This window comes from Pseudomonadota bacterium, assembly GCA_037200975.1.
GTDB lineage: Bacteria > Pseudomonadota > Gammaproteobacteria > Steroidobacterales > Steroidobacteraceae > CADEED01.
Map to the genome: position 1 here is coordinate 3419658 of JBBCGI010000001.1, position 22885 is coordinate 3442542.

A 22885-nucleotide genomic window follows, 5' to 3' on the forward strand; every position below is an offset into this window, starting at 1 on the left:
GCAACGGGCGCCGATGAGCATCACCGGAAAAGTCATCGGCGCGTTGGTCGGTCTCCTGCTGCTGCGCAGCCCCTGGGGCCTCTTGATCGGCGCCATCCTCGGACACTTCTACGATCAGAGCGTAACTCCGCGCCGCGCCAGCGGCGGAGCGGGCCCGCTCGAGATCGGCGAGCGGTTCTTCTCCGCCACATTCGAAGTCATGGGCTTCGTCGCCAAGGCGGACGGGCGCGTTTCCGAAGCCGAGATCGCGGCCGCGCGCAAGGTGATGGCGGAGCTGCGCCTCGATGGCGTGCAGATCCACGCCGCGATCGCGCATTTCACGCGCGGCAAGAATCCGGACTTCGACCTGGACACCACCATGCAGCAGCTGTCGGCTGCCTGCGCCCAGCGCCCCGATCTGCTGCGCGTGTTCCTCGAACTGCAGGTGCGCGCCGCGCTCGAGGGCGTCGACATGCAGGGCCCCGCGCGCACCGCGGTCCAGCGTGTAGCCGAGCTGCTCGATGTTTCGCGGCTGGAGCTCGCGCACATGGAAGCCGTGCTGCGCATTCGCCGCGAACAGTTCAAGACCGGAGGAGGCCGCGCGGGCGGCCAGAGCGGCTCCCAGCCGCCGCCGAAGCAGGGCGGCATGCAGCCCGCGGCGGCATACCAGATCCTCGAGGTCGACCCGAAGGCGTCGGACGACGAGGTTGCCAAAGCCTACCGGCGGCAACTCAGCAAACATCATCCGGACAAGCTCAAGGCCAACGGCCTGCCCGACTCGATGCTCGAACACGCCAAACAACGTACGCAGCAGATCATCGAGGCGTACGAATCCATCAAGTCTGCGCGGCAGAGGTAGACTGTGAGCATGACTCCCTGGATCGCGCCGTCGATTCTGTCCGCGAACTTCGCCAAGCTCGGCGACGAAGTGAACGCGGTCATCGCCGCCGGGGCCGATGTGATCCATTTCGACGTGATGGACAATCACTACGTCCCCAATCTCACGATCGGGCCGCTGGTCTGCGAGGCGCTGCGCAAACACGGCGTCACCGCGCCGATCGACGTGCACCTGATGGTGAAGCCGGTCGATCGCATCATCCCGGATTTCGCGCAGGCCGGTGCCACGTACATTTCATTCCATCCCGAGGCCAGCGATCACATCGATCGCACCATCGGGCTCATCCGCGAACACGGTTGCAAGCCTGGGCTCGTATTCAATCCGGCGACGCCGATCGACTATCTCGACTACACGCTGCACAAGCTCGATCTCGTGCTGCTCATGTCGGTGAACCCGGGATTCGGCGGCCAGAAGTTCATCCCGGACGTGCTCGACAAGGTGCGCGCGGTGCGCAAGCTCATCGATGCGACAGGTAAGCCGATCCGCCTGGAGATCGACGGCGGCGTGAAGATCGACAACATTGGCGAGATCGCGCGTGCCGGCGCCGACATGTTCGTCGCGGGTTCGGCGATCTTCGGCGCGCAGGACTACAAGGCGACCATCCGCGCGATGCGCGCCGCGATCAACCGCTAGAACGACGCAGGTGTAGCGGCGCTACGGCGCCTCCGCGTAGCCCGCGCGGATCGCGCCCGCCAGCCGGTTTTTGTCCGGGTACTGCGCAACCATCTCATCCGTGATGATCTGGATTGCTTCGTCCTGCGTCTTGCCGGCCTTCTTGAGTTCGGCGCTGCGGTCGCGGACGCGGGTCAGATACGTGCGATAGCCGGCGATGATCGACGCGTCGCCGAAAGGCCCATGGCTCGGCACGACATGCACGGGTTTCATCGCCTCGAGTTTGTCGAGGCTCGCGAGCCAGTGGCTGATCTTCGCGGAGGCGTTGGCAAAGGCGGGCTGCGGCTTCATCGCGACATCACCCGAGAACAACACCCCGTCCACGAACACGACCGTGTCGCCGTGTGTGTGGTTCGTTCCCATGGAATACATCCGCACTTTCACGCCACCGAGATCGAGGCTGTATTGGCTCTCGAAGATGATGTCCGCATCGCGATGGTGCGCGTCCTGCAGCAGTTCCTTGTTGAGCTCGGAACGCGCCTCGAACACCGGCACGAGATTCATGCCGGCGCCCGCCGCGATGTCTTCGATCTGCTCCTTCGAGCGGATCAGCTTCGAATCCTTCGGAAACACATGCGCGCCCATGTCGTGTTCGGGATGGACGTGTGTGGTGACAATGTAGATAGGCTTGCCCGCGCCGACCTTGGCGACTTCCGCCAGCACGGTTTGGCCGTTGCGCGTGCCCATGCCCGTGTCGACGACGAGTACGGCCTTCTTCCCGACGATGATGCCGACATTGGGGACGAGGGAAGCCGAGCCGTCCGGGATCGCCCAGACGTGCGAGGTGAGCTTCTCGGTGACGCCTGCCCGCACGAGCGAGGCAGGCGCGGGCGCCTGCTGAGCGAGGGCGCAGACGCCGGTGAAGAGTGCCGCGGCAAGCGACGTGATCAACATGCGCATTCGATACTTCCTGTCGATGAAGCGTTGAAACGAGAACGCCGGCTTTCAAGCCGGCGTTCGCAATGAGGCCTGACCCCTGTTGCTAGGAGATGGGGAGTGTCCCCACTATTCGTCGTCGTCCTCGTCATCCTCGTCGTCGTCATCTTCGACGCGGGCGCTGCGCACGGCGGCGCCGCCCTTGCCGCCCTGCACGGGGACCACGACCGGACGGGTTTTCATCTTCGGGCGCGCGTTGAAGACCACAATAGTCTTGCCGGTGGCGCGCAACAGGCCCTGGTCTTCCAGCACCTTGAGGACGCGGCCCGCCATTTCGCGCGAGCAGCCGACCAGGCGCGACAGCTCCTGGCGGGACACCTTGATCTGCATGCCTTCCGGATGCGTCATCGCATCGGGTTCGCCGCACAGGTCCATGATGGCGTGCGCCACACGGCCGGTCACATCGACGAAGGCCAAATCGGACAACTTGCGATTGGTGCGATCGAGGCGCGTCGCAAGCTGCGTGGCGAGCTCGAACACCAGGCCCGGGCTTTCCGCCGCGATCTGGCGGAAGCGGGGATAGGTCATTTCCGCGAGCTCGCAATGGTTGCGCGTGCGCACCCAGGCGCTGCGCAGCGGCGACTCGTGGAACAGTCCCATCTCACCGAAGAACTGACCCTTGTTGAGGTAGGCGAGCACCATCTCGTTGCCTTCCTCGTCCTCGACCATCACTTCGACCGAGCCGCTGATGATGTAGTAGAGGACGTCGGGCAGATCGCCCGCATGGATCACGACCGTTTTGGACGGAACAGTGCGAATGCGGCAATAACTCAGGAATCGGTTGATTGCCGGAATGTCGCTGAGGGGTTTGACCGCCTCTTCCATCTGACTCTCCCTTGCTGCTGTTTGCATCGCGCCTCTTTTTGGCTGCGTTATTAAGTCGTATTACATAACTTAATGCCACAGCGCGCAAAAGAACACGGATCAACAGTGATCCGTGTCACAGGCGCGATGCTTAAAACCGGTACGAAGTATGCGTCATCACCTGCGCAGTTCGCCGCATCAATTCGCGCACGGGTCCGGGGAGCGATGCTCCACCCGCATTCCGCGCCTCGCGGCCATGACCGGCCTCGTCGTGACACATGGCCTCGACGATGGCGCGGCTGCGAACATCGTCGCGCGGCAATTTGTCCAGGTGCCCCTTCAGATGTCCTTCGACCTGGCGTTCGGTCTCGGCCACGAACCCCAGGCTGGCGCGATCGCCGAGTAGTGCGGCCAGCGCTCCGATGCCGAAGGACCCGGCGTACCAGAGCGGGTTGAGCAGGCTGGGTCGCGCGCCCAGCTCATGGAGGCGGGTCTCACACCAGGCCAGGTGGTCGGTCTCCTCGCGGGCGGCGCGCAGCATGAATTCCCGGACGTCCGGGTCGCGGGCGAGCATGGCCTGTGCGTGGTACAGCGCCTGGGCGGCCACTTCACCGGCATGATTGACCCGCATAAGGGCGGCGGATTCGCGCTTGTCCTCGTCGGTAAGGCGGGGGGTCGGGGCCGAATCGGCCCTTTGGGCCTCGCGGGCAGGGACTGGGGCCGGCACGGGGGTCGGCCGTCCGGCGGCCGGCGGGGCAAGCAGCGCACGCAGGGCGCGGTCCGCCGCGGAGATAAAGGTGTCGAGGGAGGGGCCCTTCGCCATGGGGCGGGATTATAGGACGCTAACCCACGAAGGCATCAGGAGTTTTGCAAAGGCATAGGGCGTTGAGTACACTTGCGCCCCTTTTTCCAGGGGCCCACCAGCACTTTAACGCGGCTGATATTTTCAGTCGGGAGTGGTAGCGACGGCGGGTTCTTCCGGTTTGGAGTCTTAGTGATGAGTACTGTTTTTGCGAATTCCGAAAGCGTGCGTGGCGACTGGTTCGTGGTGGATGCCACGGACAAGGTCCTGGGCCGCCTCTCCACCCAGATCGCGATGCGCCTCAAGGGCAAGCACAAGGCGATCTTCAGCCCGCACGTGGACATGGGCGATCACATCGTCGTGTTGAACGCGGAGAAGATCAAAGTCACGGGCAACAAGCTCGACGACAAGATCTATTACCACCACACCGGCGCCATCGGCGGCATCAAGTCGATCGCCCTCGGCAAGCTGCTCAAGGAACATCCTGAGCGCGCCATCGAATTCGCCGTGAAGGGCATGCTCCCCAAGGGCCCGCTCGGTCGCAAGATGTATAAAAAGCTGCACGTGTTCGCGGGCGACAAACATCCGCACGCCGCCCAGCAGCCGAAGCAACTCGAAATTTAAGGAATAGAAGAATGCCCGCCCAAGCAGCAAAGCCGCACTACGGCACCGGCCGTCGCAAGACCGCCGCCGCGCGCGTCTACATGAAAGCCGGTACCGGCAAGATCACGGTCAACGATCGTCCGCTCGACGAATTCTTCGGTCGCGAGACCGGCCGCATGATCGTGCGCCAGCCGCTCGAGCTCGTGCAGATGGCCGACAAGTTCGATTTCACGGTGACGGTTGCGGGCGGTGGCATCACCGGCCAGGCCGGCGCCATTCGTCACGGCATCACCCGCGCGCTCATGGAGTACGACGGTGAGCTGCGCAAGGCATTACGCGTCGCCGGCTTCGTCACGCGCGATGCGCGCGAAGTCGAGCGCAAGAAGGTCGGCCGCCGGAAGGCGCGTCGTGGACCGCAGTACTCGAAGCGTTAATCCACTGGTACTGTTCGCGCAGACGGTTCGGTTTTCTTGGGAGATCGTCTAGCGGTAGGACAACGGACTCTGACTCCGTTTACCTAGGTTCGAATCCTAGTCTCCCAACCAGTCAGGAAACCCGCCCTTCCTTCCAGGAAGCGGCGGGTTTCTTTTTGGGTGGAGTAGTTAGATAGCGCGCGGGAATGTCGCCATTCAGTCGAGCAGCGCCTGATAGATCGACGCGGTGAACTTGTCCCTGATATCCGTGTTGTTCGGGATCATCTGGATCATCAGCACGGTCGTGAGCCGCTCGACCGGATCCACGCGGTAATACGTGCCGTAGGCGCCGCCCCAGCCCCACGAGCCCACCGATTCCATGCCGATGACGCCGTACTTGTCCGTGGTCTCGAAGCCGAACCCGAACCCCATGCCTTTTGGATTCCTGAGATCGCCCACCTGGTTGGTCGTCATCAACCGCACCGCGTGCGGAGACAGGATGCGCGCCTTGCCGAGCACGCCGCCGTTGCGCAGCGCCTCGAGGAAGGTGGCGTAGTCACGCGCGGTGGAGACGAGGCCGGCACCGCCGGAGAAACTCTTGCGCGGACCTTCGGCGTAGTGCCCCTGGCCGCGCGCACCGTCGGGCTGGCGCACCGCCTTGCCGTCCGCGTCGCTGCCGTATACCGCCGCCAGGCGCGCCGCTTTCCCGGGTGGTAGATAGAAGTACGTGTCCTGCATGCCGAGCGGGCCGGTGATGTGCGCGCGGATGTATTCATCCAGCGGCACACCCGATGCCTTCTCCACGATGCAGCCGAGGATGTCGGTGTTGTAGCCGTAGACGAACGCCTCACCCGGTTGCGACGCGAACGGCAGCGTGCCGAGCCTTTCGATCGTCGTGCAGACCGGTTCGTCCTTGTCGGCGAAGTACCAGCCGAAACCGGCGGCGGGGCCCAGGCCCTGGGGCTCGTACACCGGCGCGAGCTCCCCGCTCTGGGCGTACGAGATGCCGGCGGTGTGTGTCAGCAGATCGCGGATCGTGATCGGCCGCTTGGCCGCAGTGATCGTGAGTCCCGTGCCGTTCTCGTTCTTGACGCCCACCGTGGTTTTCTCGAACGTCGGAATGTATTTTCCGGCGCGCTCATTCACGGTGAGTTTGCCTTCTTCCATCAACTGCAGCACGGCGACGCTGGTCAGCGCCTTCGATTGCGAGGCGATGCGGAACTCGGTGTCCATCGCCATCTTGCGGCCGGCTTCCTTGTCGGCCCAGCCCACCGCGTGTTGGTACACGGGTTTGCCGTCGCGCAGGACCAGCGCCACGATGCCGCCGATACGGCCGTCATTGACGTAGCCGTCGAGCAGCGCGTCGACGCGCGCGAGACGCTCGGTGGAAAAGCCGACCTTGAGCGTGTCGGCCGGGTGCGCCGGCAGCGCCGAGAACGCAGCCAGTGCGGCGGCGGCAAAAAGATGCGCGATTCTGCAGTTCAAGATTTCCCCCTTCGATTCGAATGCAAACTAACTACTGGAGCGGGGCGTCGGAGAGCCAGCCGCCAACGGCGCGCGCTTCGGCATCGTGTTCCTCGTCGCGCCAGGTCTCGGCGAGAGCGGATGTATACCACTGCTGCATCGAAGGCAGCGCGAGCAACTGGGCGGCATAACGGCGCGCCGCGGCGCCGATGGGCGGGTCGTAGGTCTGGATGCGGAACGCCACCGGCGCAAAGAATGCATCCGCGGCGCAGAAGCGGTTGCCGGTCAGGAACGGGCCGCCGAAGCGGTTGATGCCGTCGGCCCACAGCTCTTCGATGCGACCGAGATCGCGTTGGAGCGGCGCATCGACCGAATGCAGCTTCACGCGAATGCCGCAGTTCATGCCACAGACATTGCGCAGCGCCTGGAATCCGGAATGCATCTCGGCGGCCGCGGAGCGCGCCCAGGCGCGCGGCGCGGCCTCGGCCGGCCAGACCCCCGGATGACGTTCGCCGACGTACTCGATGATCGACAACGAGTCCCACACCGTCACCGTGCCGTCGACCAGGCAAGGCACCTTGCCGGTCGGCGAGAAACTGCGGAAGGCGTGCGGATTCGCGGGGCCGCCGAATGGCACGACCACTTCGCGAAATGGAATCCTGAGCTCGCTCATCAGCACCCAGGGGCGCAGCGACCAGGAGGAGTAGTTCTTGTTGGCGATGTACAGATCGAACATGTGTCAGCTACCCGTGAGCGGCTTGCTCACCAATTCGAAGCCACTGCGGCCGGCAAAGCCGCGCCGCTGATAAAACGCCCGCGCCGCCTCGTTGTCGCGGCCGATCTGCAGCGCCACGTGCGTGCAGCCGGCGGCGCGGAAGTGCGCCTCGGCGGCGTCCAGCAGCTGGCCGCCCAGTCCCAGGCTGCGATGGCGCTCCACGACGAACAACTCGTCGATCTCGGCGGTGAGCCCCTGGAACTCGAGGCTGAACACGAAGACGGCCAGCAGGTAGCCCGCGGGTTTCCCATCGACCGCGGCGATCCAGGCGCGGCCCAGCGCAGCGTCCTTGAGCACCTGCTCGAGCAGCGACGTCACGCGAACGGCGTCGAAGCCTTCGATGGCTTCGAAGCGCCAGTACTGCTCGACCAGCGGCACCAGCGCGGCGCTGTCGCGCGGCACGGCGAGCCGGATATGGAAGTCTTCAGCCACGGGTACGCTAACTAACATCCGGCAGCCATAAAGTCACCACGGCACCGCCGCCGTCGCGATTGGCGATGCGTAACCGCCCACCGTGCGCCTCGACGATTTCGCGGCACAACGTGAGCCCGAGGCCGGTGCCCGTCTCCTTGGTCGAGTAGAACGGCACCAGGGCGTTCTCGAGTGCCGCGGCGGTGAAGCCCGGTCCCCGGTCACGCACCTCGATCGCGAACCCCTGCGCGGAAGCCTGCACTTCGAGCTCGATCGCATCGAGCCCGGAGCCCGACTCGCGCGCGTTCTTGAGCAGGTTGATCAACGCCTGTTCGATCTGGGCGGTGTCGAAGCTGGCCATACGCGCCGGCGGTGCACCCGCCAGCCGGAACGCAACGACCGCCTGCAATCGTTCCAGCAGCACCTCCCATGCCACCGGCGCGAGGCGCGGATGGGGCAGCTTGGCGAACCGCGAATAACCTTCGATGAACCCGGCCAGATGTTTGGCGCGGTCTTCGATGGTCGAAAACACGCGCTGCAGCTGTTCGGGGTTCGGCGGCGAACGCGCCAGGATCTGGCCCGAGTGCGCGAGCGACGAGATGGGCGCGAGCGAATTGTTCAGCTCGTGCGCGATCACGCGGATCACTTTCTTCCACGTGGCCACTTCCTGCGAATTGATCTCGCGCGTGAGCTGCTTGAGCAGCAGCAGCCGGTGCGGCAGCGCGTTCAGCAGGAAACGCCGCTGCGAGACGTGATACACCTGCGGCTCGCCGGCCAGTTCCAGCGTGAACAAGGTGTCGCCGCCGCGTTCGATCGCCTCGCTGAGCGGCGCCGGCGCGTGTTCCAGATAACGCGCAAACCTTTCTCCTTCGAGCTTGCGCCCGCCGCCGAACAACTGGCGCGCGCTGGTATTGCTGTAGATGACGGCGTCGGCTTCATTGGTGAGCACCAGCGCCAGCGGCGTGGTCTGGATCACCGTGTCGAGCATGAGCTCGCGTTGATACAGGCTCTGCCGCTCGACGCGCAGCCGGTCGCCCAGGCCGTTGTAGCTGGAAACGAGCTCGCCGAGCTCATCCTCCGTGGCGCGCGTCACGCTCACGCTGAAGTCGCGATCCTTGAGGCTCAGCACCCCGTCGTTCAGCGCGCGCGCCGTGCGGCTCCAGCGCGAGGTGAGCCGCGCACCCGCCCAGGCGACCACCGGAACGAGCAATAAAGCGGACAGGGTCGCCGCGAGCCACGGAATGTCGATGAGGGATCGCAGCGAGATGGTGACCAGCACCGCGAGCAGCGCGATTCCGCCGAGCCACAGCGTCGCCCGGCCGGCCATGGAAAGAGAACGCCAGCGCATATGGGCCGGTGGAACTCGCAACTACTGGGGCAGGCGCCCCGGGGTTTCCTTGATACCGAGTTTTTCCATGCGGCGATAGAGCGCCTGGCGGCTCATGCCGAGCTGGCGCGAGGCCTGCGCCACGATATGGCCGTTCTCGGCGAGCACCCGCTCGATGGTCACGCGATCGAGCACCGGCTCATCGGAGCGCGCCGGCAACACCGCGGGCAGGTTCAGCGTGGCCGCCGTGATGGGCGCGGCGCCCGCCAGCAGCGCGGCGCGTTGCAGCACGTTGCGCAGCTCGCGGACATTGCCCGGCCAGGGATGATTGAGCAGCGCGCGTTCGGCGTCGCCCGTCAGCTTCGCGGTGGGCGGCAGGAACGCGCGCGTCAACGGCAGCACGTCGTCGCGACGCTCGGCCAGCGGCGGCAACGCCAGCTCGATGACGCTCAAGCGGTAGTAGAGATCCTCGCGGAAGCGGCCTTCGCGCAGCGCATCGCGCAGCGGCATGTTGGTGGCCGCGACGATGCGCACATTCGCGCGCCGCGTGGTGTTCGACCCGAGGCGTTCGTATTCGCCGGTCTGCAACACGCGCAGTAGTTTGGCCTGCCCGGCCAGCGGCAGGTTGCCGATCTCGTCGAGGAACAGCGTGCCGCCGTCGGCCGCCTCGAAACGCCCGACGCGGGCTTTCGCGCCGGTGAATGCGCCAGCCTCGGTGCCGAACAATTCCGCTTCGATCAGCTGGTCGGGCAGGGCGCCGGCATTCACCTTGATGTACGGCTGATTCCGGCGCGCAGAATTCGCGTGCACGATGTCGGCCAGCACTTCCTTGCCGGCACCATTCGGCCCGGTGATGAGTACGGGGACGTCGGCATGCGCCACCTGCGCCGCCATCGAAGCCACGGTGTGCAACGCGTCGCTTTCATAGATCAGGCCGCGCAGGTCGTAGCGCTCCGCGAGCTGGGCGCGCGCTTCGGCGCGCGTGGCGCGGGTCGCAATGTTTTCCTCGACCGCGGCACGCAGCTCCAGCAGGTTTCGCACCGTGGTCAGCAGGCGCGCGTCATCCCAGGGCTTGGCGATGTAATCGGCGGCGCCGGCCTTCACGAGGTCGACGGCAGTCTCGAGATGCGTCCAGGCCGTGAGCAGGATCACCGGCACGTCCGGATGCAGCGAGCGCAGTTCGCGAAACAGGGCGACACCTTCTTCGCCCGAAGTGGCCTCGCGACGGAAATTCATGTCCTGGATGACCAGGTCCACCTCTTGAGATCGCACGGTGGCGAGCGCCTCGGCTGGAGATGCAGCGCCGAGCACTCGCGCACCGTGCAGGGACAACAGGACCTGGAAGGCCGTACGCACGGCCTCGCTATCGTCAGCAACCAGTACAGTGCGGTGCGCCAGGCGATCCTCTGCGTTCGAAATGACTGAGGTCATTCGTAAGACGCTCGGGAAGAGCCTGAGGTTGCAAGCGCCGGACACATTTGCACGTTGCGTGGGTTAAACCGATCTCGTGGCCATGGCCGGGGACACCTTGGCCGCCTTGAGGGATGGCTGCCAGGCGGCCAGCTGGCCCACGATCCACAGGCCGAGCACGCCGCCGACGAGGTAGTAGAGGTCGAGGCGCGGCAGGCCAAACTGGTTAGACAGCCAGTACCCGACGCCGAGCGCCAGTGCACACCCGGTCACGACACCGAACGAGGTGACGAACCAGTTCTCGGTCATGAAGTGCCGCACGATGTCGCGCTTGCGCGCGCCGACTGCACGGCGGGTGCCGATCTGGCGCGTGCGCGTATTCACGTTGAACGTGGCGAGGCCGAAGATGCCGAGCGAGCTGAAGATCAGCACGAGGCCTGTGACCACCGACAGGGTGATCGCCACCAGCGAATCGCCGCCGTAACTCTTGCGCTTGTCGTCGGACATCTTCTTGAAGTTGTTGAGCACACGGTTCGGGTCGCGTGCGCGCAGCGCGATCTCGGTGTCCTTCATGAGCCGGTCTAGCTCGCCGGGCGCGGTGCGCACCATGTAACTGGTGCTGGGGCCGGGTCCGACGCGCGGCGCCAGGATGACCTGGCCCACCTTGTCCCAGCCCACCCACGAGCCGTGCATGTGCGACATCACGCCGACGATCTTGATCGGCTTGCTCTGATCGTCGTAGAAAACCTTGCCGAGCGCATTCTCCTTCGGGAACAGCGCGTCGGCGAGATCCTGGGTGATGACCGCAGTGGGCGGCCAGCCCTGCGATTCCTTGGAGACGTATTCGACGGTGTCCGGCTCGAAGGTCTTGCCCGAGGCGAGCGTGACGCCCAGCGCGTGCACCGCGTGATCGTCGGTGCGATAGATGTTGGCGGGCTCGTTCTTGCCCTTCTTGTCGGGCAGCGAATAGAACCCGGACGAACTGCCGCTGCCGGACAGCGGAATGTGCGACATGGGCGTCACGTCGATCACGCCCGGCATGCGCCGCATCAGGGCGAGATCCTCGCGCACCATCGCATGGAAATCGAAGCCCTTCTCGAAGCCGGTCGAGTTGAACGAAAAGATGTTCTGGTCGTCGATGCCGGTCGGACGGCCGATCTTTTCCACGCGTTGCTGCGTGAGGAACACGGCGTTGACGACGATGGCGAGCGTGATGGCGATCTGCACCGCCACCAGGATGGCGCCGGCGCGGTTGCGCAGCAGTGCCGAGAGGATGGGTCGCACTTCCATGGTTATTGCACCTTGAGATAGGAGGCGGGCGCGGCGCGCCCGATACGCCAGGCGGGATACAGGCCGGCGATGACACCGGCGCACACCGCGATGGACACGACGATGACGAAGGTCATGGAATCGAACGGCAGGATGCGCGGCACCTGGTCGATGAACTGGCCGTACCAGGCACGCATCGCCCAGATGCCCGCCATGCCTAACAACCCGCCGACGAGGCCGCCGGCCAGCGCCACGACGCCGGATTCCGTCAGGTGCTGCCAGAAGATGTCGCGGCGGCTCGCGCCGAGCGCGCGGCGCACGCCCGAGGCCGGGGCGGCATTGAGGAATTTCGCGAGCAGCAATCCGACCGTGTTCACCAGGCACACCGCGAGGAACGCGAACGCCATGATCACCATGGCCTTGTTGTCGTCATCGACGACCTTGTTGCGCTTCATCCAGCCCTTGACGTCGTACAGGTAATTGTTGAGAGGGCGTGGGAAGCGGCCGTGTTTCTTCTGCTCTGTCACGTAGTTGTCGAGCATTTCGCGGAAGGCGAGCTGCTGGCCGGCGGTGCGTAGCTCGAACCAGCCGTGGAAGAAGATGCACTCGGAATTGAGGAAATCCAGGTAGCTCTCGATCGTCTCGGTCTTCCAGCAATTGGTGTTGCCGTCACTGCCGAGCTCGAGGACCTGGCCCCAGGAGAACGGGATGTAGGCGCCCTCCATGTCGTTGAACGAGCCATTGCTCACGTCGAAATACTTGGGCACGGGTTCGAAATCGTTGAGCACGCCGACGACGCGGAATTCGCGGTCGTGCCACATGATGGTCTTGCCGATGCTGTTGGCGCCGCCGAATGCTTTCTGATTCGATTCCTTGCTCAGCACGACCACCGGGTCGGGACCGGCGTCCGCCTTGGCATCCCACGGACCGCCGTACAGGAACGGCACGTCGAACATCGCGAAGAAGTCCGCCGTCGTCATGCGCGTGGAGATGTACTCGGGCTCCATGCCCTTGTCGTTGCGGCTGAAGATGCCGCCGGCCTTGTACATGATCACCTTGCGGTCGGGGATGTTGGAGGCGTAGAGCGCGCGCGCATCGCGATAGGTGAGCATCGTCGGCGCGACCGGCCGGCCGGTGTCCGCGTCGGTCTGCGGGGAATCGTAGCCGTCGTTCGGATCCCAGCTGTCGATCGAAGGCGCGAACAGGATGCCGGCCCGATCGCCGGCCGGGTTTTGCGACGCGGCACGGAAACTCGTCAGCGTGATCATGCAGACGGAAATGCCCAGCGCGATGGCGAACACCATCAGCGCCGTGAGGCCGGGGTTACGCCTGAAGCTCGAAAGCGCGAGGCGCAGGTAGTAGGCGAACATTGCTCAGGCCCCCACGGTGGCGCTGCCGCGAGCTGCTGCGCTCGTGGCCGGTGAAGTTTGCGAGGCGTGGGGTTCATACGGCTTGAAGTCCGAGATCTGCCCGTCGACCACCTGCACGTTGCGGTGGGCGCGGCGTGCGAGCTCCGGGTCGTGCGTGACCATGATGATGGTGGTGCCCATCTCATTGATGCGCTCGAGCAGGTCCATGACCTGGCGCGCCATCAGCGAATCGAGGTTGCCCGTGGGTTCGTCCGCCAGCACCAGCTTCGGATCGCCGGCGATGGCGCGCGCGATCGCGACGCGCTGCTGCTGGCCGCCCGACAGCTGCGCGGGGATGTGTTTCATACGCGCGGCCAGGCCGACGATCTCGAGCGCGTTGGTGATGCGCTGGTGGCGCTCCGCCGATTTCATGCGCCGGTAGCGCAGCGGCACGTCCACGTTGTCGTAGACATTGAGGTCGGGCATCAGGTTGAAGCTCTGGAAGATGAAGCCGATCTTTTCGTTGCGCAGGCGCGAGCGCGCATCGTCGGACAGGGAAGTGACTTCGATGTTGTCGAGCTTGTAGCTGCCGGATTCGTACGGCTCGAGCAGGCCGGCGATGTTGAGAAACGTGGTCTTGCCCGAGCCCGAGGGGCCGGTCACCGCGAGGAACTCGCCCGCCTTCACTTCCAGCGAGAAATTGCGCAGCGCGTGCGTCTCGATCAGGTCGGTGCGGAAAACTTTGCTGACGTCGTTCATGGAAAGCATTGGGGATTCCTTCTAGTTACCGATGAGGACGCTGGGCGCATCCTTGTATTCGCGCATGTCGGCGAGCACCACGGTGTCGCCGACCTCGAGTCCATTGCGGATCTCGATTTCGCCGATGGCCTCGGCGCCGAACTCCACCGGGATGCGCACGGCGTCGCCGTCGCGCACCACGTAGACGAAGCGGGTGTCGGAGTCGTTGAACGGGCTGCGCGCCACCTTGAGCACGTCGTTGCGCTCATCGAGCACGATGCGCACGGAGGCGCGCTGGTTCTGGCGTAGGCCCTTGGGCTGGTCGGAGAAGCGCACCCGGCCCGTGACCTGGGAATTGCGCACGTCGGGCGAGATGCCTGCCACGGTGCCGATGAGCTTGCGGCCATCGAGCGTGACCTCGGCATTCATGCCGGCGCGGATCTCGTTGGCGTAGCTCTCGGCGACCTGGAATTCGATTTCGAGCGCCGTGAGGTCGACGACCATGACCAGCGGCGCGTTCTCGGCGACTTGGGCGCGCTCCTGCTGGGAGAGCGTCGCGACGATGCCGGGCACGGGCGACTTGAGCGTCAGTGCATCCACACGTTCGCGCAGCCGGGCTACCTTGAGCGACTGCGCGTCGCGCGTGAGGCGCTGGCTGCGCAGTTCGAGCTGCAGGCTGTCCTTCTCGAGGCCGCCGGTTTCGATGGCGTGTGCGTAGTTGAGCTTGGCCGTCTCGAGATCGTCGCGGGCGCGTTCGAAGTCGCGCTGCGGGATCACGTGGATGCCCCAGGCGTCTTCCGCGCGCTTGAACTCTCGCTCGGCCGCCGTGATCTGCACCTTGGCGAGGTCGCTGTCCTGGCTGCTCTTGAGGATCTGGCGGCGGACTTCGATGGTCTGGCGATTGAGCGCGGCGTCGGCGCTGGCGAGCGCGGCGCGCTCCTGCTCGTATTCATTGGTGAGCGCGGCGCTGTCGACGATGCCCAGCACATCGCCGGCCTTCACCGGGTCGCCGGCGCGCACCTTATAGATGATGGTGCCGGGCGCTTCGGCGAAGAGGGTGGGACTGACCGCCGCGACCACGAGTCCCGTGGCGGCGACATCACGCACGAACGGCCCGCGCGTAACGACGGCGGTCCGCATGCGATCGCGCGCGATCACCTGTTCGGATGACAGCCACGCGCGCGCGCTCCATATGATGAGCACCAGCAAGACGAACGCCGCGCCCGCGATGTAGCCGTAGCGCCTCAACAGCACACGGCGGCTCTGGGGATCGGCGACGGTCTTGTCCTGCGACTGAGTACCGCGCATCGAGATATCGCGCAAAAGCATGGTCATGCCAGCGATAGAGCACTTAGCGTGCCAACCGCGACGCGTTTATCTAACTGGTTGAATTACCGCGCGGGAAGCGATGGCCCCCGATGTTTCCGGGGTGTCCGTATCCGGACACCGGACAGCGTCGCGGACGTCCACGCTCGGAGCCAAGATCTTAAAGGGGACATGCCTATTTTTCGGACCGGGATTTTTTCAGGCGCGGGTTTTGATGCTTCGCTCGCGCGAATGGAGCGCGCGGAAAACGAGGCGTGAAGCGAAAAGCCCCTAGTGCCCCTCAGCGCTCCAATTCTGAAAATGTAGCTTTTCGTAGCCTCGTTTTCCGGAACCCGAAGGGCGCGCTCCCTTGAGTGCGAGCGAAGCATCAAAACCCGCGCCTGAAAAAATCCCGGTCCGAAAAATAGGCATGTCCCCTTTAGAGACGACGAATCCCGTTTGGACCGCCGAGGATCACCACGTCCGCGGGGCGCGCGGCGAACAATCCCACCGTCACCACGCCGGCGATCTGATTGATTGCGCTCTCGAGCGAGACCGGATCGGCGATGTGCATGCCGTGCAGGTCGACGATGTGATTGCCGTTGTCGGTGATCACCTTCTCGCGCCATACGGGCCGGCCGCCGAGGCGGGCGAGCGCGCGGCTCGCGTATTCGCGCGCCATCGGGATCACTTCCACCGGCAGCGGGAACGCACCCAGGGTATCGACGAGCTTGCCCTCGTCAGCAATGCAGACGAAGCGGCGCGAGGCGGCGGCGATGATCTTCTCGCGCGTGAGGGCCCCGCCGCCGCCCTTGATGAGCTGGCGCCGGTGATTGGTCTCATCCGCCCCATCGATGTAGGTTTCGATCTCGCCGACGTCGTTCAGGTCGAGCACCGGGATGCCTGCTGCCTCGAGGCGCTCGGTCGATCCATGGGAGCTCGACACCGCGCCGGCGATCTTGATGGAGGTCGCCGCAAGTGCGTCGATGAGAAAATTCACGGTGCTGCCGGTGCCGACGCCGAGCACTTTGCCCGCGGTGACGAATTCCAGCGCTGCGCGTGCCGCAGCTTGTTTTCCAGTGTTTTGCGCACTCATCGCAAGATTCCGATTTGCGTACTGCAGAAACGACAGTGCCCGCTTGTTAGCGGGCACTGTCTTCGAATTTGGAACCGGCGAGCGAGATAAAAACCTCGCCCGCCGAATTAACCAAGGCCAGAACTATTTCTTCTTGGCTTTTTTCTTGGCTTTCTTCTTGGCTTTCGCCATGGCAGCTCTCCAGTAGTTACGGGTTAGTCCGAGGGCGAGTATACGCAGGCGTTGACAAAATTCAAGAGAGTGTCATCGGAGTGAACGCATCGACGACATCGACACGCATCGATCGTCAACTCTCGGCCATCACTCGAGCGAGAGGATGAACTTCCAGTGAGCGGCGCTCACGGGTGTGATCGAGAGCCGGTTGCCACGTTTCAACAACAGCATCCCATCTAGTTCACGCGCCTCGTGCTTGCGCAGTTCATCGAGCGTGATGATGCGCTTCAAGCGCCGTTTGAGTTGTACGTCGACCACATACCAGCGCGGATTTTTCGGATCGCTGCCTTCATCGTAGTGATCGTGCTTCTTGTCGAAGGCGGTCGGATCGGGATACGCGGTGCGCACCACCTGCATGACACCCGCGACACCGACCAGGTCCGCGCTCGAGTGATACAGCAGCGCCTGATCGCCCTTCCTGAAGTCGTCGCGCAGCATGTTGCGCGCCTGGTAATTGCGCACGCCGTCCCACATCGCCGTTTTCTTCGGCTTCGCGGCCAGGTCATCGACTCCGAACGTCGACGGCTCCGTTTTCATCAGCCAGTAGTTCATCGATTCCCCTGTCGGTGACGATGTAGTCCATGAATACGTCGGTCGCCGTCACCGGAACGAGCGGCACGACCTGGAATGAATAGGCGAGACCGACGAGCCGCGGCCCGCTCCAGCGATGGCGCACGTGGCGAAAGGCGAGCGCTCGATCGTAGAAGCCCGCGCCATGGCCGAGCCGCGCGCCGCGGCGATCGAACCCCACGCCGGCGCAGAAAATGGTGTCGAGAAAGCGCGCGCCCAGCCATTCGTGCCCCTCGGGTTCGATCATCCCGAAGGAATGCTGCCGCGCCCGCGGATTGAGCCGCACGAAGCGCATGCGGCGCGCGCGCATGCTGGTGATGCGCGGCAGGAAGATCTCGCAGCCACGCGCGCGGGCGAGTTCGATCAGGGGTGCGGTGCCGAGCTCCTGCGGCATCGACGCGTAGATGCCGATGCGTTTGCCGGGTGCAAGCCAGGGAGTGCGAGCGATCGCCTGCGCGACGGCGACCGCGGCTTTGCGACGCGCCAACGGCCGCACCGCGCGACGCGCGGCGAGGAGTTCTTTGCGGAGTGTTTGCTTCGTAATCACGAAGAATAAAGCGCTACCCGAAAGTGCCGGTGTAAGTCATTGCTCTCGAACCAGAGCAACAAGGTGGGACCTGCCCCGACATTTAAGGCTTTCCGCCAGAAGCGGACCTGCACAATGCTGTCAGATAGCGTTGGTCCCGGGCGTTTACATTACGGTCGAGAGGTAACCCGACTTACTGTCGAACACCACAGGCAGCGCAGGAGTCACTCTACTACAACCGACCTGCAGGAATGCGACGCAAGTCGGTAGATTCTTGTCTTACAGATCCAGCTGGCGCGTGCGCTGGAGCGCGGTCTCGACACGCTCGCGCATGTGCTTCACGCGGCCGCTGACGTTGCCCTGCAGCTCGGTGTCCTGCTTGCGCAGGCGCAGCAGTTCGTTCGCCATGTTGAGCGCGGCGATGACGGCGATGCGATCGGCGCCGACGACCTTGCCGGTGTCGCGCACTTCGCGCATCTTCTTGTTGAGGTATTCGGCGGAGTCGAGCAGGGCGGCGCGTTCATCCTGCGGGCAGGAGATGAAGTATTCCTTTTCGAGAATACGTACCGTGACTTGCGCCGGTTCCTTGTCGCTCACGCAGTGTGCTCCATCGTCTTCAGCCGGCCGATCATTGCTTCGACGCGCGCGCGTACCTGGTCGTTGCGCTGCGCGAACGCGGAGCGTTCGGCGGCGAGCGATTCCTGGCGTTGGCGCAGGGCGCGGTTCTCTTCCTTGAGAGTGTCGACGGCGACGAGAAGTTCTTCGACGCGGCGTTCGAGACGGGCGAATTCCGCGTCGAAGCCGGATTTGTTGTTGTCTGTCATGGCGCGGGACTATAGGGCGCACCTCCGAGGGGGGTCAATTAGTTATCCACTCGGGCATAATTCCTCCATGTTGGCCGCCACTTACGATGAGTTCGAGCACGTGCTCCGGGCCGCGCGCGCGTTGCCGGAGCCCGCCGAAGCGCACGGAACGCTGGCCGGCGCGCTGTGTAGTTCGCGCGATTACGGCCTCATGGAGTGGCTGCGCGAGATCCTCCCCGACGACTCTCCCGACGACGCGGCGCTGCAGAACTCGGTGCTGCAGAACGTCTACAACGCCATGGTCAGAACGCTGCTCGGCAACGACGCGGATTTCGAACCGCTGCTGCCGGACGACGAGGCGCCGCTGTCGGAGCGGGCCGACGCATTGAGTCTGTGGTGCCAGGGCTTCCTGTACGGACTCGGCTCCGGCACCACCGCCGATCCCGGCCGCGTGTCCGTCGAGGCGGGCGAGATCATCCGCGACTTCACCGAGATCACGCACGTCGGTGTCGAAGCGGACGAGCAGAACGAAGAAAACGAAGCGGCCTTCGCCGAGGTGGTCGAGTTCGTGCGCGTCGGCGTGCAGTTGTTGTTCGTCGAGCTGGCGCCCGCGCGCGGCGAGGAGCCGGCGCCGGGCGCCGCGTCCATTCATTAATACGCCGTCCATGAGTCCCCGTCGGAAACCCGCGGCCGCCGGCGCGCCGCGTGTCGCGATCGGGCGCGAGGAATTTCGCCGCCGCCGCCGCGCGCTGATGAAACAGATGGGCCGCGACACCATCGCCATCGTGCCCACCGCGCCCGTGCGGCTGCGCAACAACGACGTCGAATACGCGTACCGGCCCGACAGCGATTTCTTCTATCTCACGGGGTTCAACGAACCGGAGTCCGTGGCCGTGCTGGTGCCGGGACGTCCGCAGGGCGAATACATCCTGTTCGTGCGCGATCGCGATCCGGCGCGCGAAACCTGGGATGGGCGTCGCGCCGGTCCCGCTGGCGCGACCCGCGACTTTGGCGCCGACGATGCATTCCCCATCGCCGACATCGACGAGATCCTGCCGGGGCTCATGGAAAACCGCGGCAAGGTTTTCTACGCGATGGGCACGCATCCGGAATTCGATCAGCGCGTCGTCGGCTGGGTCAACGGCCTGCGCACGCAGGCGCGCAACGGACGCCTTCCGCCGCTCGAGATGGTGGCGCTCGATCACGTGTTGCACGACATGCGCCTGTACAAGAGCCGCGGCGAAGTCGACACCATGCGCGAAGCCGCGCGTATCGCGGCGCGGGCACACGTGCGGGCGATGCAGGCCTGCGCGCCCGGCAAACACGAGTACGAAATCGCCGCCGATGTGCTGCATGAGTTCCGGCTGCACAACGCGGACACTTCCTACCTGCCCATCGTTGGCGGCGGCGCCAACGGCTGCATCCTGCATTACCGCGAGAACGATGCCGTGTTGCGCGCGGGTGATCTGCTGTTGATAGATGCCGGATGCGAAGTCGATTGTTACGCCTCCGACATCACGCGCACATTCCCGGTGAATGGCCGGTTCTCGCCGGAGCAACTCGCGTTGTATGAAATCGTGCTCGAGGCTAACTACGCAGCCATCGAGCGCGTGAAACCCGGCAATCACTGGAACGAACCGCACGAGGCCGCGGTGAAGGTGATCACGCAAGGCCTGATAAAAGTCGGCTTGCTGAAGGGCCGTGCCGCCAAGCTCGAAGAGGCAGGGGCGTATCGCAAGTACTTCATGCATCGCACCGGCCACTGGCTCGGCATGGACGTGCACGACGTGGGCGACTACAAGCTCGGCAACGAGTGGCGGGTATTCGAACCGGGCATGGCGCTCACCATCGAACCTGGCATCTATGTCGCGCCCGGAACCCCGGGCGCGCCGAAGAAATTCCACGGCATCGGCATTCGCATCGAAGACGACGTGGTGGTCACGCGCGATGGTTGCGAGGTGTTGACCGACGGAGTTCCCAAGGATGCGGTCGCGATCGAGCGGCTGATGGCGTCGGTGGCATGAAGCCCGGCCCATGAAAGAGTGGGACGTCGTCATCGTCGGCGGTGGCATGGTCGGCGCGAGTTTCGCGCTGGCGCTGCGGGCGACCCGCCTGCGGGTGCTGCTGGTCGAAAGCGTGTCGCCCGATTCCGCCGCGCAGCCGAGTTTCGACGAACGCACCACGGCGCTCGGCAACGGCTCGAAACAGATCTTCGAATCGCTCGGCGTGTGGCCGGCGTTGGCCGCCGAATCCTCGCCGATTCGGGCGATCCATGTTTCCGACGCGGGGCGCTTCGGCGTCGCGCGCCTCGACGCGCGCGAGCAGGGTGTACATGCCTTCGGTTACGTCGTGCCCAATCGGGCGATCGGGCGCGCGCTGTGGCAGGCGCTGCGCGACGCGCCCAACGTGACGCTCGCGGTGCCCGCGCAGGTCCGGAGCGCCACGCTGCGCGACGATGGCGTCGTGCTCGATATCGTCACCGAGATGGCCACGGAACGTGGCGTCGAGAAGGTGACCGAGCGTGTGCGCGCGGCGGTCGCGGTGGCCGCGGACGGCGCCGGCTCGGTGCTGCGCGCCAGCGCCGGCATCGACGCGTCGGTCGAGGACTACGAGCAGGTCGCCATCGTGGTGAACGCCGCCACCGAACGGCCTAACAACGGCGAGGCATTCGAGCGTTTTACGCCCTCCGGTCCGCTGGCCGTGTTGCCGGTGACCGGTGGCGGCTACACCGTGGTGTGGGCGGTGGCGCCCGCGCGCGCGGCGAAACTCGTCGCGCTCGATGAAAATGCCTTTGCTGCCGAATTGCTGGCGGCTTTCGGCTGGCGCGCCGGCCGCTGGACCAAGATCGGCCGCCGCAACACCTATCCGCTGACGCTGTCGCGCGCCGCGGAAACCGTCGCGGGGCGCGTGGTGCTCATCGGCAATGCGGCGCAGGCACTGCATCCGGTGGCGGGCCAGGGTTTCAACCTCGGGTTGCGCGATGCGGCGACGCTGGCGGAAATGCTGGCCGGCGCGGCCGCCGACTCCGGCAGCAGCGAGGCCGATTACAGCGAGTTGTTAGCCCGGTTCTCCGCCTGGCGCGCGGAAGATCGCCAGGGTGTCACCCGCTTCACGGATGGGCTGGTGAAGCTGTTCGGCAACGACACGCCGGGCGTCGGCCTGGTACGCAACTTCGGCCTGCTGCTGTTCGACATGAGCCCCGCGGCCAAGCGCGCGTTGTCGCGCGTGAGCTGGGGATTCGCCGGCCGCATGCCGCGCCTGGCGCGCGGCCTGCCGCTGGAATGAAGCACGACTACGACGTAGCGGTGGTCGGCGCGGGACCGATCGGACTCGCCACCGCCATCCTGCTGGCGCGGATTGCGGGCCTTCCGGCCGAACGTATCGTCGTCTTCGATCGGCGCATTCCCGACTCGTTCGACGCCGCGCGTGTTCCGCCCGTGGACCTGCGCGTGTTCGCGCTGTCGCGCGCCAGTGAAAAAATCCTGCGCGCGGCGGGCGCGTGGACCGACATCGCAGCGACGCGCGCGGCCGCCTACGAACGCATGCAGGTGTGGCACGCCGACGTGCCGCCGCATGGCGGCGACGCGCTGGTGTTCGACGCCGCTGAAATGGGCGAACGCGATCTCGGCACCATCGTGGAGAACGGCGTGCTGCAGGCGGCGCTGGCGGGCGCGGCGCGGCGCCTCGGCATTGTCCTGGCGGACGGTGAAATCACCGCGCTCGGGCACGAGCGCGATGCGGTGCGCCTGCGCGCGGGCGAGCGCGAGGTGCGCGTACGCGTGGTGATCGGCGCCGATGGCGCGTTATCGCGCGTGCGCGAGTTGGCCGGCCTCGCCGTCTCGCGAACCGACTACGGACAGACCGCGCTGGTGGCAAACGTGAGCACGGCGCGATCACACCGGCACACCGCCTGGCAGAGGTTTCTGGGCGACGGCACGCTGGCGTTCCTGCCACTCGCCGACGGACAGAGTTCGATCGTCTGGTCCATCCCGACGGCGCGGGCCGAACAGCTGCTGGCGACGGCGCCGCAGGATTTCGAACGCGAGCTCGAGAAGGATTTCGACGCCGCGCTCGGCAAGGTGAAGCTCGAAAGCGCGCGGCTGAAATTTTCGTTGTGGCGCCTCTCGGCCGCCAGCTACATCAGCTCGCGCGTCGCGCTGGTCGGCGACGCGGCGCACGTGGTGCACCCGTTGGCGGGGCAGGGCGCGAACCTCGGATTGCTGGACGCGGCGGCGCTGGCCGATGTGCTGGGCGAAGCATTGCGGACCGGTGAGGACCCGGGTGCCGAACGGATCCTGCGTCGCTACGAACGCTGGCGGCGCAGCGAGAACGATCTGATGGGCGGCGCCATCGATGCCTTCGACCGCCTGCTGGCGCGCGGCAGCGGCCGCGTCGCGGAACTCGCGCAACGTGGCATGCCCTGGGTGGGTAGTTCGACGCTGGCCAAGCGCCTGTTTCTCGAACGCGCGATGGGCTTGTCGGGCGAATTGCCGCTCGCGGCGCGGTAGATTTTTTGTTCGCC

24 protein-coding genes, 1 tRNA gene, 1 other RNA gene and 1 pseudogene are annotated in these 22885 nt (G+C 65.3%); 9 read left to right on the plus strand and 18 right to left on the minus strand.

Annotated elements, in window-relative coordinates; all coding sequences use genetic code 11:
- The first annotated feature begins 13 nt into the window (after positions 1 to 13).
- Positions 14 to 838 carry a co-chaperone DjlA gene (djlA, locus tag WDO72_15420; protein MEJ0087067.1) on the plus strand — a complete coding sequence of 275 codons (825 nt, stop codon included), beginning with the start codon at positions 14 to 16 and terminating at the stop codon, positions 836 to 838.
- Positions 839 to 847: 9 nt separating this feature from the next.
- The gene (rpe, locus tag WDO72_15425) at positions 848 to 1510 is read left to right on the plus strand and encodes a ribulose-phosphate 3-epimerase (protein ID MEJ0087068.1); all 663 of its coding nucleotides are present in this window, start codon (positions 848 to 850) and stop codon (positions 1508 to 1510) included.
- A 21-nt stretch (positions 1511 to 1531) separates the two neighbouring features.
- On the opposite strand, the gene WDO72_15430 is transcribed toward rpe, so the two are convergent.
- The 3 genes and pseudogenes from WDO72_15430 to coq7 form a co-directional block, all read right to left on the minus strand.
- A complete protein-coding gene (locus WDO72_15430) occupies positions 1532 to 2449 on the minus strand; it encodes an MBL fold metallo-hydrolase (protein ID MEJ0087069.1) in 918 nt (305 codons plus the stop codon).
- 225 nt (positions 2450 to 2674) lie between these two features.
- Positions 2675 to 3310: pseudogene (gene crp, locus WDO72_15435) on the minus strand (cAMP-activated global transcriptional regulator CRP).
- Between the two features lie 130 nt (positions 3311 to 3440).
- Entirely contained in the window at positions 3441 to 4112 is a 672-nt protein-coding gene (gene coq7, locus WDO72_15440) for a 2-polyprenyl-3-methyl-6-methoxy-1,4-benzoquinone monooxygenase (GenBank protein ID MEJ0087070.1), read from the minus strand.
- A 174-nt stretch (positions 4113 to 4286) separates the two neighbouring features.
- On the opposite strand from coq7, the gene rplM reads away from it, so the two are divergent.
- The 3 genes from rplM (at position 4287) to WDO72_15455 (ending at position 5239) form a co-directional block, all read left to right on the plus strand.
- Positions 4287 to 4715, plus strand: coding sequence for a 50S ribosomal protein L13 (rplM, locus tag WDO72_15445; GenBank protein MEJ0087071.1), 429 nt, complete (start codon positions 4287 to 4289; stop codon positions 4713 to 4715).
- Positions 4716 to 4726: 11 nt separating this feature from the next.
- A complete protein-coding gene (gene rpsI / locus WDO72_15450) occupies positions 4727 to 5128 on the plus strand; it encodes a 30S ribosomal protein S9 (GenBank protein MEJ0087072.1) in 402 nt (133 codons plus the stop codon).
- 37 nt (positions 5129 to 5165) lie between these two features.
- Positions 5166 to 5239, plus strand: a tRNA-Gln gene (locus WDO72_15455).
- An 84-nt stretch (positions 5240 to 5323) separates the two neighbouring features.
- On the opposite strand, the gene WDO72_15460 is transcribed toward WDO72_15455, so the two are convergent.
- The 15 genes from WDO72_15460 to WDO72_15530 form a co-directional block, all read right to left on the minus strand.
- Positions 5324 to 6592, minus strand: coding sequence for a serine hydrolase domain-containing protein (locus tag WDO72_15460; GenBank protein ID MEJ0087073.1), 1269 nt, complete (start codon positions 6590 to 6592; stop codon positions 5324 to 5326).
- Between the two features lie 31 nt (positions 6593 to 6623).
- Positions 6624 to 7307, minus strand: coding sequence for a glutathione S-transferase family protein (locus WDO72_15465; GenBank protein ID MEJ0087074.1), 684 nt, complete (start codon positions 7305 to 7307; stop codon positions 6624 to 6626).
- Between the two features lie 3 nt (positions 7308 to 7310).
- Entirely contained in the window at positions 7311 to 7778 is a 468-nt protein-coding gene (locus tag WDO72_15470; protein ID MEJ0087075.1) for a GNAT family N-acetyltransferase, read from the minus strand.
- A gap of 7 nt (positions 7779 to 7785) precedes the next feature.
- Entirely contained in the window at positions 7786 to 9084 is a 1299-nt protein-coding gene (locus WDO72_15475; GenBank protein ID MEJ0087076.1) for an ATP-binding protein, read from the minus strand.
- Positions 9085 to 9126: 42 nt separating this feature from the next.
- Entirely contained in the window at positions 9127 to 10515 is a 1389-nt protein-coding gene (locus tag WDO72_15480) for a sigma-54 dependent transcriptional regulator (GenBank protein ID MEJ0087077.1), read from the minus strand.
- A 63-nt stretch (positions 10516 to 10578) separates the two neighbouring features.
- The gene (locus WDO72_15485) at positions 10579 to 11784 is read right to left on the minus strand and encodes an FtsX-like permease family protein (protein ID MEJ0087078.1); all 1206 of its coding nucleotides are present in this window, start codon (positions 11782 to 11784) and stop codon (positions 10579 to 10581) included.
- Between the two features lie 2 nt (positions 11785 to 11786).
- Positions 11787 to 13133 carry an ABC transporter permease gene (locus WDO72_15490; GenBank protein ID MEJ0087079.1) on the minus strand — a complete coding sequence of 449 codons (1347 nt, stop codon included), beginning with the start codon at positions 13131 to 13133 and terminating at the stop codon, positions 11787 to 11789.
- Between the two features lie 3 nt (positions 13134 to 13136).
- Positions 13137 to 13880, minus strand: a complete 744-nt coding sequence (locus tag WDO72_15495) for an ABC transporter ATP-binding protein (GenBank protein MEJ0087080.1) — start codon at positions 13878 to 13880, stop codon at positions 13137 to 13139.
- Positions 13881 to 13892: 12 nt separating this feature from the next.
- Positions 13893 to 15185, minus strand: coding sequence for an HlyD family efflux transporter periplasmic adaptor subunit (locus WDO72_15500; protein ID MEJ0087081.1), 1293 nt, complete (start codon positions 15183 to 15185; stop codon positions 13893 to 13895).
- A 409-nt stretch (positions 15186 to 15594) separates the two neighbouring features.
- Positions 15595 to 16251, minus strand: coding sequence for a ribose-5-phosphate isomerase RpiA (gene rpiA, locus WDO72_15505; GenBank protein ID MEJ0087082.1), 657 nt, complete (start codon positions 16249 to 16251; stop codon positions 15595 to 15597).
- Between the two features lie 300 nt (positions 16252 to 16551).
- The gene (locus WDO72_15510) at positions 16552 to 17016 is read right to left on the minus strand and encodes an EVE domain-containing protein (protein MEJ0087083.1); all 465 of its coding nucleotides are present in this window, start codon (positions 17014 to 17016) and stop codon (positions 16552 to 16554) included.
- The gene (locus WDO72_15515) at positions 16967 to 17581 is read right to left on the minus strand and encodes a 5-formyltetrahydrofolate cyclo-ligase (GenBank protein ID MEJ0087084.1); all 615 of its coding nucleotides are present in this window, start codon (positions 17579 to 17581) and stop codon (positions 16967 to 16969) included. Before WDO72_15515 ends, WDO72_15510 begins: the two co-directional genes overlap by 50 nt.
- A 10-nt stretch (positions 17582 to 17591) precedes the next feature.
- Positions 17592 to 17778: non-coding RNA, 6S RNA (ssrS, locus tag WDO72_15520), on the minus strand.
- A 61-nt stretch (positions 17779 to 17839) separates the two neighbouring features.
- Entirely contained in the window at positions 17840 to 18157 is a 318-nt protein-coding gene (locus tag WDO72_15525; protein ID MEJ0087085.1) for a cell division protein ZapA, read from the minus strand.
- Positions 18154 to 18384, minus strand: coding sequence for a TIGR02449 family protein (locus WDO72_15530; GenBank protein MEJ0087086.1), 231 nt, complete (start codon positions 18382 to 18384; stop codon positions 18154 to 18156). The genes WDO72_15525 and WDO72_15530 overlap by 4 nt, the downstream gene beginning before the upstream one ends.
- 67 nt (positions 18385 to 18451) lie before the next feature.
- Between WDO72_15530 and WDO72_15535 the strand changes: the two genes are divergently transcribed.
- From WDO72_15535 to WDO72_15550, 4 genes are read left to right on the plus strand one after another with little or no spacing between them, the layout of a single operon-like run.
- Complete coding sequence (locus WDO72_15535) at positions 18452 to 19018, plus strand: UPF0149 family protein (protein ID MEJ0087087.1); 567 nt, start codon at positions 18452 to 18454, stop codon at positions 19016 to 19018.
- A gap of 10 nt (positions 19019 to 19028) precedes the next feature.
- Positions 19029 to 20387, plus strand: a complete 1359-nt coding sequence (locus tag WDO72_15540; protein MEJ0087088.1) for an aminopeptidase P N-terminal domain-containing protein — start codon at positions 19029 to 19031, stop codon at positions 20385 to 20387.
- Between the two features lie 10 nt (positions 20388 to 20397).
- The gene (gene ubiH, locus WDO72_15545; GenBank protein MEJ0087089.1) at positions 20398 to 21648 is read left to right on the plus strand and encodes a 2-octaprenyl-6-methoxyphenyl hydroxylase; all 1251 of its coding nucleotides are present in this window, start codon (positions 20398 to 20400) and stop codon (positions 21646 to 21648) included.
- Positions 21645 to 22871 carry an FAD-dependent monooxygenase gene (locus WDO72_15550; GenBank protein ID MEJ0087090.1) on the plus strand — a complete coding sequence of 409 codons (1227 nt, stop codon included), beginning with the start codon at positions 21645 to 21647 and terminating at the stop codon, positions 22869 to 22871. The genes ubiH and WDO72_15550 overlap by 4 nt, the downstream gene beginning before the upstream one ends.
- Positions 22872 to 22885 lie beyond the last annotated feature (14 nt).

Coding starts and splice junctions, on each gene's coding strand:
- WDO72_15480 (MEJ0087077.1), bottom strand. CDS start 10,515: ATGACCTCAGTCATTTCGAACGCAGAGGATCGCCTGGCGCACCGCACT.
- WDO72_15465 (MEJ0087074.1), bottom strand. CDS start 7,307: ATGTTCGATCTGTACATCGCCAACAAGAACTACTCCTCCTGGTCGCTG.
- WDO72_15430 (MEJ0087069.1), bottom strand. CDS start 2,449: ATGCGCATGTTGATCACGTCGCTTGCCGCGGCACTCTTCACCGGCGTC.
- rpsI (MEJ0087072.1), top strand. CDS start 4,727: ATGCCCGCCCAAGCAGCAAAGCCGCACTACGGCACCGGCCGTCGCAAG.
- WDO72_15500 (MEJ0087081.1), bottom strand. CDS start 15,185: ATGACCATGCTTTTGCGCGATATCTCGATGCGCGGTACTCAGTCGCAG.
- WDO72_15535 (MEJ0087087.1), top strand. CDS start 18,452: ATGTTGGCCGCCACTTACGATGAGTTCGAGCACGTGCTCCGGGCCGCG.
- rpiA (MEJ0087082.1), bottom strand. CDS start 16,251: ATGAGTGCGCAAAACACTGGAAAACAAGCTGCGGCACGCGCAGCGCTG.
- rpe (MEJ0087068.1), top strand. CDS start 848: ATGACTCCCTGGATCGCGCCGTCGATTCTGTCCGCGAACTTCGCCAAG.
- rplM (MEJ0087071.1), top strand. CDS start 4,287: ATGAGTACTGTTTTTGCGAATTCCGAAAGCGTGCGTGGCGACTGGTTC.
- WDO72_15550 (MEJ0087090.1), top strand. CDS start 21,645: ATGAAGCACGACTACGACGTAGCGGTGGTCGGCGCGGGACCGATCGGA.
- WDO72_15530 (MEJ0087086.1), bottom strand. CDS start 18,384: ATGACAGACAACAACAAATCCGGCTTCGACGCGGAATTCGCCCGTCTC.
- ubiH (MEJ0087089.1), top strand. CDS start 20,398: ATGAAAGAGTGGGACGTCGTCATCGTCGGCGGTGGCATGGTCGGCGCG.
- WDO72_15485 (MEJ0087078.1), bottom strand. CDS start 11,784: ATGGAAGTGCGACCCATCCTCTCGGCACTGCTGCGCAACCGCGCCGGC.
- djlA (MEJ0087067.1), top strand. CDS start 14: ATGAGCATCACCGGAAAAGTCATCGGCGCGTTGGTCGGTCTCCTGCTG.
- WDO72_15475 (MEJ0087076.1), bottom strand. CDS start 9,084: ATGGCCGGCCGGGCGACGCTGTGGCTCGGCGGAATCGCGCTGCTCGCG.
- WDO72_15495 (MEJ0087080.1), bottom strand. CDS start 13,880: ATGCTTTCCATGAACGACGTCAGCAAAGTTTTCCGCACCGACCTGATC.
- WDO72_15540 (MEJ0087088.1), top strand. CDS start 19,029: ATGAGTCCCCGTCGGAAACCCGCGGCCGCCGGCGCGCCGCGTGTCGCG.
- WDO72_15510 (MEJ0087083.1), bottom strand. CDS start 17,016: ATGAACTACTGGCTGATGAAAACGGAGCCGTCGACGTTCGGAGTCGAT.
- WDO72_15490 (MEJ0087079.1), bottom strand. CDS start 13,133: ATGTTCGCCTACTACCTGCGCCTCGCGCTTTCGAGCTTCAGGCGTAAC.
- coq7 (MEJ0087070.1), bottom strand. CDS start 4,112: ATGGCGAAGGGCCCCTCCCTCGACACCTTTATCTCCGCGGCGGACCGC.